The organism is Salmonella sp. NW177 (assembly GCF_051811585.1).
GTDB classification, from domain to species: Bacteria; Pseudomonadota; Gammaproteobacteria; order Enterobacterales; family Enterobacteriaceae; genus Salmonella; species Salmonella enterica.
Genome location: NZ_JAMMZV010000014.1, coordinates 1 through 14,249, shown reverse-complemented (window position 1 = coordinate 14,249; position 14,249 = coordinate 1). Strand labels below are relative to the sequence as shown.

The 14,249-nt window shown below is 54.8% G+C and carries 11 protein-coding genes and 5 pseudogenes; 11 read left to right on the top strand and 5 right to left on the bottom strand.

The genetic code is table 11. The features are described 5' to 3' along the window. Nucleotides 1–3 precede the first annotated feature (3 nt). A pseudogene (locus NA986_RS23525) lies at nucleotides 4–312 on the top strand (replication initiation protein); the annotation flags it as partial. 847 nt (nucleotides 313–1,159) lie between these two features. After that, complete coding sequence (locus NA986_RS23520) at nucleotides 1,160–2,128, top strand: IS5 family transposase (protein WP_030005799.1); 969 nt, start codon at nucleotides 1,160–1,162, stop codon at nucleotides 2,126–2,128. Between the two features lie 139 nt (nucleotides 2,129–2,267). On the opposite strand, the gene stbA is transcribed toward NA986_RS23520, so the two are convergent. Continuing rightward, nucleotides 2,268–2,654: a plasmid stabilization protein StbA gene (stbA, locus tag NA986_RS23515; RefSeq protein ID WP_001039464.1), complete on the bottom strand. Its 387-nt coding sequence runs from the start codon at nucleotides 2,652–2,654 to the stop codon at nucleotides 2,268–2,270. Between the two features lie 580 nt (nucleotides 2,655–3,234). On the opposite strand from stbA, the pseudogene NA986_RS23510 reads away from it, so the two are divergent. Further along, a pseudogene (locus NA986_RS23510) lies at nucleotides 3,235–3,432 on the top strand (IS5/IS1182 family transposase); the annotation flags it as partial. A 15-nt stretch (nucleotides 3,433–3,447) separates the two neighbouring features. Here the strand turns inward: NA986_RS23510 and NA986_RS23505 are convergent. Beyond that, nucleotides 3,448–5,199 (bottom strand): annotated as a pseudogene (locus NA986_RS23505) (Tn3-like element TnAs1 family transposase); the annotation flags it as partial. Nucleotides 5,200–5,202: 3 nt separating this feature from the next. On the opposite strand from NA986_RS23505, the gene NA986_RS23500 reads away from it, so the two are divergent. Both NA986_RS23500 and NA986_RS23495 read left to right on the top strand, forming a co-directional pair. After that, the gene (locus tag NA986_RS23500) at nucleotides 5,203–5,595 is read left to right on the top strand and encodes a cysteine hydrolase family protein (protein ID WP_001351729.1); all 393 of its coding nucleotides are present in this window, start codon (nucleotides 5,203–5,205) and stop codon (nucleotides 5,593–5,595) included. 137 nt (nucleotides 5,596–5,732) lie between these two features. Beyond that, on the top strand, nucleotides 5,733–6,617 hold the full coding sequence (locus tag NA986_RS23495) for a DMT family transporter (protein WP_000058717.1): 885 nt from the start codon (nucleotides 5,733–5,735) through the stop codon (nucleotides 6,615–6,617). Nucleotides 6,618–6,648: 31 nt separating this feature from the next. Here NA986_RS23495 and tet(A) read toward each other — a convergent pair whose 3' ends face one another. Next, nucleotides 6,649–7,848, bottom strand: a complete 1,200-nt coding sequence (gene tet(A), locus NA986_RS23490) for a tetracycline efflux MFS transporter Tet(A) (protein WP_001493765.1) — start codon at nucleotides 7,846–7,848, stop codon at nucleotides 6,649–6,651. A 105-nt stretch (nucleotides 7,849–7,953) separates the two neighbouring features. On the opposite strand from tet(A), the gene tetR(A) reads away from it, so the two are divergent. Further along, nucleotides 7,954–8,604 carry a tetracycline resistance transcriptional repressor TetR(A) gene (gene tetR(A) / locus NA986_RS23485; protein WP_001493764.1) on the top strand — a complete coding sequence of 217 codons (651 nt, stop codon included), beginning with the start codon at nucleotides 7,954–7,956 and terminating at the stop codon, nucleotides 8,602–8,604. Between the two features lie 31 nt (nucleotides 8,605–8,635). Here tetR(A) and NA986_RS23480 read toward each other — a convergent pair whose 3' ends face one another. Next, the gene (locus NA986_RS23480) at nucleotides 8,636–8,911 is read right to left on the bottom strand and encodes a relaxase (protein ID WP_152922203.1); all 276 of its coding nucleotides are present in this window, start codon (nucleotides 8,909–8,911) and stop codon (nucleotides 8,636–8,638) included. An 84-nt stretch (nucleotides 8,912–8,995) separates the two neighbouring features. On the opposite strand from NA986_RS23480, the gene NA986_RS23475 reads away from it, so the two are divergent. The 4 genes and pseudogenes from NA986_RS23475 to NA986_RS23460 all read left to right on the top strand — a co-directional run. Then, a complete protein-coding gene (locus NA986_RS23475; RefSeq protein WP_012477564.1) occupies nucleotides 8,996–9,586 on the top strand; it encodes a plasmid pRiA4b ORF-3 family protein in 591 nt (196 codons plus the stop codon). 136 nt (nucleotides 9,587–9,722) lie between these two features. Continuing rightward, entirely contained in the window at nucleotides 9,723–10,295 is a 573-nt protein-coding gene (locus tag NA986_RS23470; RefSeq protein WP_001493762.1) for a recombinase family protein, read from the top strand. 36 nt (nucleotides 10,296–10,331) lie between these two features. Next, entirely contained in the window at nucleotides 10,332–11,723 is a 1,392-nt protein-coding gene (locus tag NA986_RS23465; RefSeq protein ID WP_001493761.1) for an ISKra4-like element ISKpn19 family transposase, read from the top strand. A gap of 32 nt (nucleotides 11,724–11,755) precedes the next feature. Continuing rightward, nucleotides 11,756–12,184 (top strand): annotated as a pseudogene (locus tag NA986_RS23460) (recombinase family protein); the annotation flags it as partial. Nucleotides 12,185–12,502: 318 nt separating this feature from the next. On the opposite strand, the gene NA986_RS23455 reads toward NA986_RS23460, so the two are convergent. Next, nucleotides 12,503–13,159: a quinolone resistance pentapeptide repeat protein QnrS1 gene (locus NA986_RS23455; protein ID WP_001516695.1), complete on the bottom strand. Its 657-nt coding sequence runs from the start codon at nucleotides 13,157–13,159 to the stop codon at nucleotides 12,503–12,505. Between the two features lie 394 nt (nucleotides 13,160–13,553). On the opposite strand from NA986_RS23455, the pseudogene NA986_RS23450 reads away from it, so the two are divergent. Then, nucleotides 13,554–14,170: pseudogene (locus NA986_RS23450) on the top strand (transposase); the annotation flags it as partial. Nucleotides 14,171–14,249: the final 79 nt, after the last annotated feature.

Sequence of the window (14,249 nt, the reverse complement as noted above, 5' to 3'; positions counted from 1 at the left end):
GTCATTACCAACCAGTTCACCACCTACTCGCTCCGCGATTGTGGCAGTCTTCGAAATCCCCGGACGATCCGCCTTTATGAAAGTCTTGCTCAATTCAAATCTTCAGGCTTATGGGTTACTACTCATGCTTGGTTAAATGACCGTTTCGTCTTACCGGAATCCCAGCAGAAGAACTTGGCAGAGTTGAAACGATCTTTCCTTGATCCTGCACTCAAGCAGATAAATGAGAAAACACCTTTACTTGCTAAGTATAGTATTGATGATTCAGGAAAATTTCTGTTCTCAATAATTGATAAGCAAAATCCCGTCTGACATAAATCAGCACACATGAGCCTGTCATTTGACAAATTTTTGTCATGAAGATGGGCGGATTTCCACACAGCACCGGCGCCCGGTAAGGTGGGCGGATTCCCACACGGCACCGGCGCCCGGCAAGATGGGCGGATTTCCACACAGCACCGGCGCCCGGTAAGGTGGGCGGATTTCCACACAGCACCGGCGCCCGGCAAGGTGGGCGGATTCCCACACGGCACCGGCGCCCGGCAAGGTGGGCGGATTCCCACACGGCACCGGCGCGCGGCAAGGTGGGCGGATTTCCACACGGCACCGGCGCCCGGCAAGGTGGGCCGATTCCCATATCGACATGTATGTAGCTTGTGTTATCTGTGGATTGTGCAGCTCAGCGGGTCGCTGGTCGTATGGCGGAGTGTCCCCCGTAACCGGCCGCGTGCGGCCGCTAACGCGCAGTACGGCGCCGCGTCCCGCAGACGGGCCGCCGTTCCCGCGCGCAGCACTGCGCACCCCCGTGGGGGACGTACGGCAGCTGCGTGGCGGTGAGCGGGATTAGGGCTTTGCAGCTACCGTGTTAAGTTCCCTGGTGTCGCTGAAATAGTTGATGAACATCCCCCTAAGCGTCAGCAGCAAGCTGCCGCCGCTTAGGCCCCGGAAATCACGCCCTTTACGTCGTAAACGCCGTAAAGCCCGCTCACCGGGGTTAAAAGGGATTACTTTGACTTCTTCATTGCTGTTCGCGAGTTAAGGCTAATCAGGGCAGGGGGTAGGGTGGCAGAATTTATAGCCCGGCAACCGGCTACGCCGGGCTTTCGGCGCCATTTTACAACACAGACGGCTTTGTTGAATAAATCGAACTTTTGCTGAGTTGAAGGATCAGATCACGCATCTTCCCGACAACGCAGACCATTCCGTGGCAAAGCAAAAGTTCAAAATAACCAACTGGCCCACCTACAATAAAGCCCTCATCAACCGTGGCTCCATAACTTTCTGGCTGGATGATGAAGCTATTCAGGCCTGGTATGAGTCGGCAACGCCTTCATCACGGGGAAGACCTCAGCGCTATTCTGATCTCGCCATCACCACCGTTCTGGTCATTAAACGCGTGTTCAGGTTGACCCTGCGGGCTGCACAGGGTTTTATTGATTCCATTTTTACACTGATGAATGTTCCGTTGCGCTGCCCGGATTACACCAGTGTCAGCAAGCGCGCAAAGTCGGTTAATGTCAGTTTCAAAACGTTCACCCGGGGTGAAATCGCGCATCTGGTGATTGATTCCACCGGGCTGAAGGTCTTTGGTGAAGGCGAATGGAAAGTCAAAAAGCATGGCCAGGAACGCCGTCGTATATGGCGAAAGTTGCATCTGGCAGTTGACAGCAACACACATGAAATCATCTGTGCAAACCTGTCGCTGAACAATGTGACGGACTCAGAAGCCTTCCCGGGTCTTATCCGGCAGACTCACAGAAAAATCAGGGCAGCATCGGCAGACGGCGCTTACGACACCCAACTCTGTCACGATGAACTGCGGCGTAAGAAAATCAGCGCGCTTATCCCGCCCCGAAAAGGCGCGGGTTACTGGCCCGGTGAATATGCAGACCGTAACCGTGCTGTTGCGAATCAGCGGCTGACCGGGAGTAATGCGCGGTGGAAATGGACAACAGATTACAACCGTCGCTCGATAGCGGAAACGGCGATGTACCGGGTAAAACAGCTGTTCGGAGGTTCACTGACACTGCGTGACTACGATGGTCAGGTTGCAGAGGCTATGGCCCTGGTACGAGCGCTGAACAAAATGACGAAAGCAGGTATGCCTGAAAGCGTGCGTATTGCCTGAAAACACAACCCGCTACGGGGGAGACTTACCCGAAATCTGATTTATTCAACAAAGCCGCGCGGGGCTAACAGGTAAGATGAAATTAAGGTTTTACGAACACTGCCACTGTAATTAATTACCGCTACTTTCATAAATCACCTCAGAATTTTTTGTTGAACTTCTTAGGGTCGAAATTCTCACCGATTTTCTTGAAGAATTCTTTATCAATAATGCCGGGACTCTCTGCTTTTTTACTTTCCTGCACTTCAGGCTCAGACGGTTGTGTATTGTGCAATACACTTTCCGCTGCACCCTTCGCGCTACTCTTATCATGCGTATTGTGCAATACATTTTTTCGGTTTTGCCGCGTTCTATACAGTGCCATCTCAAGCCCTTTGGCTGTTACCGAAAAGCTGTATTCGCTGTCGAGGATTTCAGCAATTTCATGCCGCGTTAGCCCTCTGTCCAGCCAGTTCTCGATTTCATTTAGGCGCAATCTGACAGCAGCCGATAAGTTGCGGGGTTTCAGATCTGCTGGTTTATTCATAACCCCCTCCGTTGTATGAAAATGACTCTACAACACTCGTAAGAAGGGGTCAATCGAGTTTTGTAGTTTATCTGTAGTTTTATTGTAGTCTATTTGTAGTCTGTCACGTTTTTTGTAGTTTATTTGTAGTTTTATTGTAGTCTATTTGTAGTCTTACAACACTAAGGCAAAACGTTTTTTGTAGTTTATCTGTAGTTTATCTGTAGTTTTTGGTTGCTCAGATGGTCATGCAAGCATGACCATCAAAGAATAGGACGCTTTTTAGCCAAATGCCCCTTAACCTACGGAGATCGCCCTACCAAAAAAAGATGATTTTTTATCCCTTAACCTGCTATACACCTAACGCAGCGTGATAAATCACGCTATTGCACTGATTTAAAAGAAAAAAAACAAAATTTAGCCATGCTGCGGTATTACCCAGGTATTACAAATCAAATCTAAATTACTGATTTAAATAACTTTTTATTTATTACTTTGGTAATACTATGATTTCACCGTATTAGACACCCTTTTTTCGTTTAAAAAATGCACAAATTGAGGACTGAATGGGCTTTGTTGAATAAATCGAACTTTTGCTGAGTTGAAGGATCAGATCACGCATCTTCCCGACAACGCAGACCGTTCCGTGGCAAAGCAAAAGTTCAAAATAACCAACTGGCCCACCTACAATAAAGCCCTCATCAACCGTGGCTCCATAACTTTCTGGCTGGATGATGAAGCTATTCAGGCCTGGTATGAGTCAGCAACACCTTCTTCACGAGGGGAGCCCGCAGAATTCGGAAAAAATCGTACGCTAAGGTTTTCCGGGCATCCGTAAGGGCCGAAACTTCCCGTCTTCCAGTCTGCGGCTCTGCCGCCAGACGTAATCGCCGGTTAGGTTGATGTGCTCCCAGCCCAGCGGCGACAGGAATTGCAGCAGCTCGCCGTCCACCGGCTTGCCGGCCTCGACCAACCCCTGGGTGGCGCGTTCCAGGTACACCGTGTTCCACAGCACGATAGCCGCCGTCACCAGGTTGAGGCCGCTGGCCCGGTAGCGCTGCTGCTCGAAGCTCCGATCCCTGATTTCCCCAAGGCGGTTGAAGAACACCGCCCTGGCCAGCGAGTTGCGCGCCTCACCTTTGTTCAGGCCGGCATGCACGCGGCGGCGCAGTTCAACACTTTGCAGCCAGTCCAGGATGAACAGCGTGCGCTCGATCCGGCCCAGCTCGCGCAGGGCCACGGCCAGTCCGTTCTGGCGCGGGTAGCTGCCGAGCTTGCGCAGCATCAGCGAGGCGGTGACGGTGCCCTGCTTGATCGAGCTGGCCAGGCGCAGGATGTCGTCCCAGTGGGCACGCACGTGCTTGATGTTCAGGGTGCCGCCGATCAGCGGGCGCAACGTCGGGTAGGCTTGCACGCCCTGCGGCACGTACAGCTTGGTTTCGCCGAGGTCGCGGATGCGCGGCGCGAAGCGGAAGCCTAGCAGGTGCATCAGGGCAAAGACGTGATCGGTGAAGCCGGCCGTGTCGGTGTAGTGCTCCTCGATCCGCAGGTCGGACTCGTGGTACAGCAGGCCGTCGAGCACATAGGTGGAATCGCGGACGCCGACATTCACCACGCGGGTGCTGAACGGCGCGTACTGGTCGGAGATATGGGTATAGAACAGCCGTCCCGGCTCGCTACCGTACTTCGGGTTGACGTGCCCGGTGCTCTCGCCCCGGCCACCCGCGCGGAAGCGCTGGCCATCGGAGGATGAGGTCGTGCCGTCGCCCCAGTGGGCGGCAAAGGCGTGGCGATACTGGTGGTTGACCAGCTCGGCCAAGGCCGCCGAATAGGTTTCGTCGCGGATGTGCCAGGCTTGCAGCCAGGACAGCTTGGCGTAGGTCAGGCCGGGGCTCGACTCGGCCATCTTGGTCAGCCCGAGGTTGATCGCATCACCGAGGATTGCGGACAGCAGCAACGTCCTGTCTTTGGCCTCGGCCCCGTCCTTCAAGTGGGTGAAGTGGCGGCTGAAGCCCGTCCAGTCGTCCACGTCCATCAGCAGTTCGGTGATCTTGATGCGCGGCAGTAACTGGCTGGTTTGGTCGATCAGCGCCTGCGCCCGATCCGGCACCGCCGCATCCAGCGGGGTGATTTTCAGCCCTGACTCGGTGAGGATGGCATCGGGCAGCTCGTTGTCCTTGGCCAGGCGGGTGACGGTGGCCAACTGCTCGTCCAGCAGCTGCAAACGCTCTTCCAGGTACTGGTCGCTGTTCGGGTTGATCGCCAGGGGCAGGGCCTGCTCGCGCTTGAGTGCGGCGAACTTCTCGGCCGGCAGCAGGTAGTCGTCGAAGTCGCGGAACTGCCGCGAGCCCTTGACCCAGATGTCGCCGGAGCGCAGGGCGTTCTTCAGCTCGGACAGGGCGCAGATTTCGTAGAATTTCCGGTCGAGGCCTTCCGGGGTGATCACCAGCGGCTTCCAGCGCGGCTTGATGAAGGCCGTGGGTGCATCGGCCGGCACCTTGCGCAGGTTGTCGGCGTTCATCTCACGCAGGGTCTGCACGGCTGCCAGCACGCCTTGCGCGGCCGGCCCGTGCTGTTCCCCAACTTTTCGCTCGGCGAAGAGTATGAACATGCGCCGCCGGCGACGAATCGCCAAATCTCACCGTATCTCCCGAGCGGACGATTTCGCACCGGTCTGCCCGTCGAAGGGCTTGCGATCGAACGGGGCGACCTTTTCTATGCATGTCCGCGAGCCAGCGTCTTTTATGGCACGGCGCTCGACGCCGACCTTCGGACGCGCGGCGTAAGCACGCTTGTCATGGCCGGGATAAGCACCACCGGCGTTGTTCTTTCAAGCGTCGCCTGGGCTAGTGATGCGGACTACGACGTGCGTTTGGTCCAGGACTGCTGCTACGACCCGGATCGGGATGCCCACGAAGCTCTGTTGCGTTCCGGGTTCGGCGGACGTGTACAGGTCGTGTAATTTTCGGGCCTCGCATGATCGCGGCCATAGCCGCAGGTGGATTGGTGCGAGGCAGGGCCAGTCCAAGTCAGGGTGCGGTCATCGCGGCGCCTGCAACTCTCAAAAACCCATCGCCGTAGCGGAGGTCTTGTAATCGCATGTCATTACGCACGCCCGATTTATTGTTCACAGCGATAGCACCTGCCATTTGGGGCAGCACCTACATTGTCACCACCCAATACCTGCCGAACTTCTCACCGATGACGGTCGCGATGCTGCGGGCGTTGCCGGCGGGTTTATTGCTCGTGATGATCGTCCGACAGATTCCAACGGGAATCTGGTGGATGCGCATCTTCATCCTCGGCGCACTTAATATTTCGCTATTCTGGAGCTTGTTGTTTATTTCGGTCTACCGCCTGCCGGGCGGGGTCGCGGCGACGGTAGGCGCTGTGCAGCCGCTGATGGTCGTGTTCATCTCTGCCGCTCTGCTAGGTAGCCCGATACGATTGATGGCGGTCCTGGGGGCTATTTGCGGAACTGCGGGCGTGGCGCTGTTGGTGTTGACACCAAACGCAGCGCTAGATCCTGTCGGCGTCGCAGCGGGCCTGGCGGGGGCGGTTTCCATGGCGTTCGGAACCGTGCTGACCCGCAAGTGGCAACCTCCCGTGCCTCTGCTCACCTTTACCGCCTGGCAACTGGCGGCCGGAGGACTTCTGCTCGTTCCAGTAGCTTTAGTGTTTGATCCGCCAATCCCGATGCCTACAGGAACCAATGTTCTCGGCCTGGCGTGGCTCGGCCTGATCGGAGCGGGTTTAACCTACTTCCTTTGGTTCCGGGGGATCTCGCGACTCGAACCTACAGTTGTTTCCTTACTGGGCTTTCTCAGCCCGGGGACCGCCGTGTTGCTAGGATGGTTGTTCTTGGATCAGACGCTGAGTGCGCTTCAAATCATCGGCGTCCTGCTCGTGATCGGGAGTATCTGGCTGGGCCAACGTTCCAACCGCACTCCTAGGGCGCGTATAGCTTGCCGGAAGTCGCCTTGACCCGCATGGCATAGGCCTATCGTTTCCACGATCAGCGATCGGCTCGTTGCCCTGCGCCGCTCCAAAGCCCGCGACGCAGCGCCGGCAGGCAGAGCAAGTAGAGGGCAGCGCCTGCAATCCATGCCCACCCGTTCCACGTTGTTATAGAAGCCGCATAGATCGCCGTGAAGAGGAGGGGTCCGACGATCGAGGTCAGGCTGGTGAGCGCCGCCAGTGAGCCTTGCAGCTGCCCCTGACGTTCCTCATCCACCTGCCTGGACAACATTGCTTGCAGCGCCGGCATTCCGATGCCACCCGAAGCAAGCAGGACCATGATCGGGAACGCCATCCATCCCCGTGTCGCGAAGGCAAGCAGGATGTAGCCTGTGCCGTCGGCAATCATTCCGAGCATGAGTGCCCGCCTTTCGCCGAGCCGGGCGGCTACAGGGCCGGTGATCATTGCCTGGGCGAGTGAATGCAGAATGCCAAATGCGGCAAGCGAAATGCCGATCGTGGTCGCGTCCCAGTGAAAGCGATCCTCGCCGAAAATGACCCAAAGCGCGGCCGGCACCTGTCCGACAAGTTGCATGATGAAGAAGACCGCCATCAGGGCGGCGACGACGGTCATGCCCCGGGCCCACCGGAACGAAGCGAGCGGGTTGAGAGCCTCCCGGCGTAACGGCCGGCGTTCGCCTTTGTGCGACTCCGGCAAAAGGAAACAGCCCGTCAGGAAATTGAGGCCGTTCAAGGCTGCCGCGGCGAAGAACGGAGCGTGGGGGGAGAAACCGCCCATCAGCCCACCGAGCACAGGTCCCGCGACCATCCCGAACCCGAAACAGGCGCTCATGAAGCCGAAGTGCCGCGCGCGCTCATCGCCATCAGTGATATCGGCAATATAAGCGCCGGCTACCGCCCCAGTCGCCCCGGTGATGCCGGCCACGATCCGCCCGATATAGAGAACCCAAAGGAAAGGCGTCGTCGCCATGATGGCGTAGTCGACAGCAGCGCCGGCCAGCGAGACGAGCAAGACCGGCCGCCGCCCGAAACGATCCGACAGCGCGCCCAGCACAGGTGCGCAGGCAAATTGCATCAACGCATACAGCGCCAGCAGAATGCCATAGTGGGCGGTGACGTCGTTCGAGTGAACCAGATCGCGCAGGAGGCCCGGCAGCACCGGCATAATCAGGCCGATGCCGACAGCGTCGAGCGCGACAGTGCTCAGAATTACGATCAGGGGTCTGTTGGGTTTCACGTCTGGCCTCCGGACCAGCCTCCGCTGGTCCGATTGAACGCGCGGATTCTTTATCACTGATAAGTTGGTGGACATATTATGTTTATCAGTGATAAAGTGTCAAGCATGACAAAGTTGCAGCCGAATACAGTGATCCGTGCCGCCCTGGACCTGTTGAACGAGGTCGGCGTAGACGGTCTGACGACACGCAAACTGGCGGAACGGTTGGGGGTTCAGCAGCCGGCGCTTTACTGGCACTTCAGGAACAAGCGGGCGCTGCTCGACGCACTGGCCGAAGCCATGCTGGCGGAGAATCATACGCATTCGGTGCCGAGAGCCGACGACGACTGGCGCTCATTTCTGATCGGGAATGCCCGCAGCTTCAGGCAGGCGCTGCTCGCCTACCGCGATGGCGCGCGCATCCATGCCGGCACGCGACCGGGCGCACCGCAGATGGAAACGGCCGACGCGCAGCTTCGCTTCCTCTGCGAGGCGGGTTTTTCGGCCGGGGACGCCGTCAATGCGCTGATGACAATCAGCTACTTCACTGTTGGGGCCGTGCTTGAGGAGCAGGCCGGCGACAGCGATGCCGGCGAGCGCGGCGGCACCGTTGAACAGGCTCCGCTCTCGCCGCTGTTGCGGGCCGCGATAGACGCCTTCGACGAAGCCGATCCGGACGCAGCGTTCGAGCAGGGACTCGCGGTGATTGTCGATGGATTGGCGAAAAGGAGGCTCGTTGTCAGGAACGTTGAAGGACCGAGAAAGGGTGACGATTGATCAGGACCGCTGCCGGAGCGCAACCCACTCACTACAGCAGAGCCATGTAGACAACATCCCCTCCCCCTTTCCACCGCGTCAGACGCCCGTAGCAGCCCGCTACGGGCTTTTTCATGCCCTGCCCTAGCGTCCAAGCCTCACGGCCGCGCTCGGCCTCTCTGGCGGCCTTCTGGCGCTCCTGCTGCGGCGTCCGCTCGTGGGCCGTGGCGCGGGTCCGCGCGCCGGCCTCGTGCGCCTGGCGCTCGCGGGCGAGGTCCAGGGCGGCCGTCTTCACGTTCTGCCTTGCGCAGATGAGATAGGAGAGCATGAAAAACCTCGGGGCAGCCATCGAATGATGCCATCTACAGGGGTTAAAATAACCACCATCATTTCATAACAATACCTGCTGACTATGAAGATCTACGTCATCAAAATAGCAGTTCATGGAGTCAGTCCGATGGTCTGGCGTCGGCTGAGAATTGCTGCCGACACGTCACTGGCCGCGCTTCACTTCATTTTCCAGATAGTGCAGGGCTGGGGGGACGACCATCTCCATCAATTTCACATTTATGGCAAAGATTACGGTATCTCCTACGAAGGAGGCATCGGTTTTGTCGATAATCCGTTCCGGGTCGTGATTGATGATTTTGCTTTTGATGCTGGCGATCGCTTTACCTATGAATACAATTTCTTTGAGCACTGGCTTCATGACATTCGTGTTGAGGCCATTTATGAAAACTCTACGCTGAAAGCGCCGTTTTGTATAAGCGGCCATGGTATGCCCGGAGCCACAGCTGCGGATGAGTTCGATAAAACCCTGGCGTTTCTTGAAGCTATCGTTAATGCGGATGATGAAACAACGGTCGGCGAGATCCGCCCTTTTGCTGACGACCTGGATGCTGTCAGGTTCAACCGCCACAAAATCAACCGGCAACTGAGCAGGCTCGACCTTGCATCTCCGGTACTGGAGCCTGAAGTTATCTGGCTGGGCCGTCGTCGCTGACTGATGTCTATAAAGGTATACGTTTTCAGCATGCCTCTCAGATCCCCGAAAAAATGTCTATAAACCTCCCTAAATCAGTGTTTATGGATTATTCTTTAAATCTCTATGATGTTTAAAGACCTTCCGGAGGTTTTGCGTGCAATATGCCTACATCAGGGTAAGCTCGGCCGATCAGAATACGGCCCGTCAGGAAGAGGCATTGTCAAAGGCGGGTTTTCAGCCTGATAAAATTTGTGTTGAGCATGCCAGCGCGAAGGACACAAACCGCCCGGGGTTACAGGAACTCCTGGGGCAATTACGCCCTGGTGATACGCTTCTGGTTCATTCCATCGATCGCCTTTGCCGGAATATGTCGGATATGTGCGCTGTCACCACCCGGCTTCGTGACCAGGGCGTTACCCTTATTTTTCTGAAAGAGCAGCTGACGTTCAGCGCCGGCACAAACAATCCGATGCAGGAACTGCAGCTGCACATGATGTCGGCATTCAGCCAGTTTGAACGAGCCTTACTGAAGGAAAGGCAGGCCGACGGCATCGCCGCGAAAAAAGCACGGGGTGAAAAAACAGGGCGCCCCGGCGCCGATATCAAAAAGATCCAGGAAATTGACGCACTCAGAAGCAGAGGGGTCAGGCTCAGGATCGCCTGCGACCATGCGGGCCTTGGCGTTTCCACATATTATAAGCTTCGTCACCAGATGAACAACCAGTAGCCGGGAGATAGTCATCCACCACAGCAGGAGGCAATGATGCAACTGACGCTCCAGATAGTCATCACCGATGAATCAGGCTCCAGTCGAACGGAGGAACTGATGACAATCCAGAAATCAGGGGAGACCCGGAACGACATCGGATTATCGGTGTCAGAATCCAAGCTGTTGCTGAATACGGTCCAGCAGTCGGTGGTCCAGCTGCAGGCAGACGAATATACTCAACACCATATCCGGTGCCCTCACTGCCTTGCTGCGCGCAGAATCAAAGGCAAACAGAAAATACGGTACCGGACGCTGTTTGGCGTTATTCCGGTATCCGGGCTTCGGGTGTACCGGTGCCGTTGTGAAGAGAGTGATACAAAGACAGTCAGTTTGCTCAGCGACTGGGCCGGCGATTATTCTCACCCGGCACTGAAATATATTGAAACCCGCTGGGCCTCGATGATCTCCTATGAAATGACGACTCGTCTGCTGAAAGATATTCTGCCGGTGGGCCACAGCCTGAATGCCTCAACGGTGAGGAATCATTTATGCCAGGTGGCGCAGCGTCTTGACGCTGAGGCTGAAGCTCATTCAGGTTTTCTTTCCGGCTGCCCCCGCGACTGGGGGAACCTGCCCAGGCCAGGAAAACCGCTTGTGGTGGGTATAGATGGTGGTTATGTTCGCGATCGGGATGACAAAAAGCGTAATTTTGAAATTATTGCCGGGAAGTCTTTTTCCGTTGGTGCGCCTGCTGACACCCGCCGCTTCGGTTTTGTTCAGAAGGATGACTGTCATCCGGAACGCAGGCTCATGACCCACCTTTCTGCGCAGGGAATGCAGGCCAACCAGCAGATATTTTTTCTGTCCGACGGCGCGGATAATCTCAGGGACCTCCAGTTCGGTATGTACCCTGAGTCAACGCATGTGCTGGACTGGTTTCATATCACCATGAGGCTGAAGGTGCTCATGCAATATGCCCGGGGACTGCTGGTATCAGATCCAGAGGCGGGGAGTAAAGTTCTGGCACTGCTGGAAAGCATTAAACGATATCTCTGGCATGGCAATGTTGTCGCTGCGCTGGAACATATTGATAATTGCGTTATGTATTGCGATGACCCTGAACTCAGCTATCCTAGCCTGAAATCCCTGCAAAAACATCTGGATGAAATGTATACCTACATCCGGAATAATAAGATGATGATCCCAAACTACGGCGAAATGCGTCGGTACGGAGAGCCGGTATCAACCGCGTTTGTGGAATCCACGATCAATGAAGTGATCGCCAGACGAATGGCCAAAAAGCAGCAGATGCAGTGGAGCAGAAAAGGGGCTCATTATTTGTTACAGACCCGGACCGCCGTTTTGAATAACGAACTGCAGGATAAATTTGTCTGCTGGTATCCGGGTTTTCAAAGTGACGGGAAGGGACCAGCGATGGCAGCATAGCTCACGCTGCCCCAATATTTTTTATGCTCTCGGTCGTATGGAAGCTGGACCGCCTCGGTCGTGATCTTCGTCATCTCATTAATACAGTGCACGACCTGACCGCGAGGGGGACCGGTCTGAAAGTGCTGACCGGTCACGGGGCGACTATCGACACAACAACGGCCGCTGGCAAGCTTGTCTTCGGTATCTTTGCCGCACTGGCGGAGTTTGAGCGCGAACTGATTGCTGAAAGAACGACTGCAGGTCTGGCATCAGCAAGAGCCCGTGGGCGGAACGGCGGCCGACCTTATAAAATGACGCCAGTCAAACTGCGACTGGCAATGGCATCAATGGGACAATCAGAAACAAAGGTCAGTACGCTATGCCAGGAACTTGGGATAACCCGGCAAACTTTGTACAGGCATATTTCCCCTGTTGGTCAACTGCGGGCGGACGGGATCAAGCTGCTCAACCGTGGATAATTTGAACGGACGGAAAAATCTGGGGTTCCGGCGTAGTACCCCTATCACCTCCACATTTTTGCAACAGTGCCTTATAAATGGCAGCCTTATGTTTACTTGCCAAGATGGGCTACCATATGATGTTTTATACTGAGCAATATTAATATTATCTTTAATGGAAAAATTAAGCCCACTAAGTGACCCACTGCTATATGGCTCTATTGTGAAGACGCCTGAGGGTAAAAATTTATACATGGTTGTCCCTATGTCTATTATTGCAAGGTTGACAATATTATTCGTTTTATAAATTTGAGCGTTTAAAATCACACATCAAAGCAATTAGTCAGGATAAACAACAATACCCAGTGCTTCGAGAATCAGTTCTTGCTGCCAGGCTGCAATTTTGATACCTGATGTATCGACTTTGCGGGGATCTAAACCGTCGAGTTCGGCGTGGCATAAATTGGCACCCTGTAGGCTAAATTGCCCCCAGACATCTTCGGAAAAAACACCTCGACTTAAGTCTGACTCTTTCAGTGATGCACCCGCTAGGTTCGTTCCTATCCAGCGATTTTCAAACAACTCACATTTTTCTAAACAAACCCTCTCCATATTGGCATAGGAAAGATTACATCCAGAAATAAATGCTGAGCAAAAGTACATACGATTACTCACTTGATGGGCAAAGTTTGTTCGGGAAAAGTTGGCACCTTTTAAATCACACGCACGGAACTCTATACCGTAGCAATTGGCATTACTGAAGTTTGCCATCGCAAGTTGGCATTGTTGGAAACTTGCATCACGAAGATCTGCGACATCAAAGTGGCAGCCTTCGATATCACCCTGTTCAATGAACTTGCAGTTGACGAATGTCGTATCACGCAAGTTAGCACGTCGAAAGTCGCTGCGAATGAATGTGCAAGCGGTGAAGGTGAGATCACTTAAGTCTTTATGTGAAAAGTTGTGGTGCCGATATGTATGATTGTAGGTTTCCATGAGTACTCCTTGTTGAAAGGAGGGCTAGACTACCATTATACATATGCCAAGACATTAAAATAAAAGCCTGTTACATCAACACATTACAACCCCTCAATTTACCTGTTTTAAGTGGTCAAATTGGCGCGTAGAGCGCCTATCGCTCTTGCATTGGCACGCGGCCCTGTTGAAAAAAGTTATTCGCTTTAGATAGGGTTAGGAGAGCCGTGCTTCGCCGGTAAAAAATCGGACTATCCGACGCAGGGCGGACTCATCGGCGGAGAAGCAAACTTTGACTATATCTCCCTACACTTGGAAGAGGGCTAGACTGGCCCCATAGATCACCAGACACTTCGACTCTCTTAAAATAAGAGGTAGTCTTGGAACTATGTTTAATACCAGTCAGAACGATAAGATGGTTGAAGTGTTATCAGGACCTGAGCGGCGTCGGCGTCGTACACCGCAGGAAAAAATTGCCATTATTCAGCAGACTATGGAGCCCGGTATGACCGTGTCTCATGTCGCGCGCCTGCATGGCATCAATGCAAACCAGATATTCAAATGGCGCAAGCAATATTAAGACGGTTCACTGACGGCTGTTGCATCGGGCGAGGAAGTGGTGCCGGCCTCCGAACTCGCTGCCGCCAATAAGCAAATTCGCGAACTCCAGCGCCTTCTGGGCAAAAAGACGATGGAAGCCGAGATACTCAAAGAGGCCGTGGAGTTCGGCCGGGCAAAAAAATGGATTGCGCATGCGCCCTCGTTGCCTGGGAACGACGAATAAGCGACGTTTGCAGAAGTCTTAGCGTGTCGCGTGCGCAGTTGAGCATTCGGGTTCACCGGCCATCTGACTGACAGGATCGCAGACGGCAGCCCCGTTCTGACGATACCACCGTATTGTCCCGGATAAACATGGCGGTGGCTGACCTGCCGACGTATGGTTATCGCCGTGTGTGGGCGCTGCTGCGACGGGAGTCGGAGCGGGACGGCCTGCCTGTGGTTAATGCAAAGCGGGTGTATCGCATTATGAGAACGGGCACTGTTGCAAATAGTCGGTGGTGATAAACTTATCATCCCCTTTTGCTGATGGAGCTGCACATGAACCCATTCA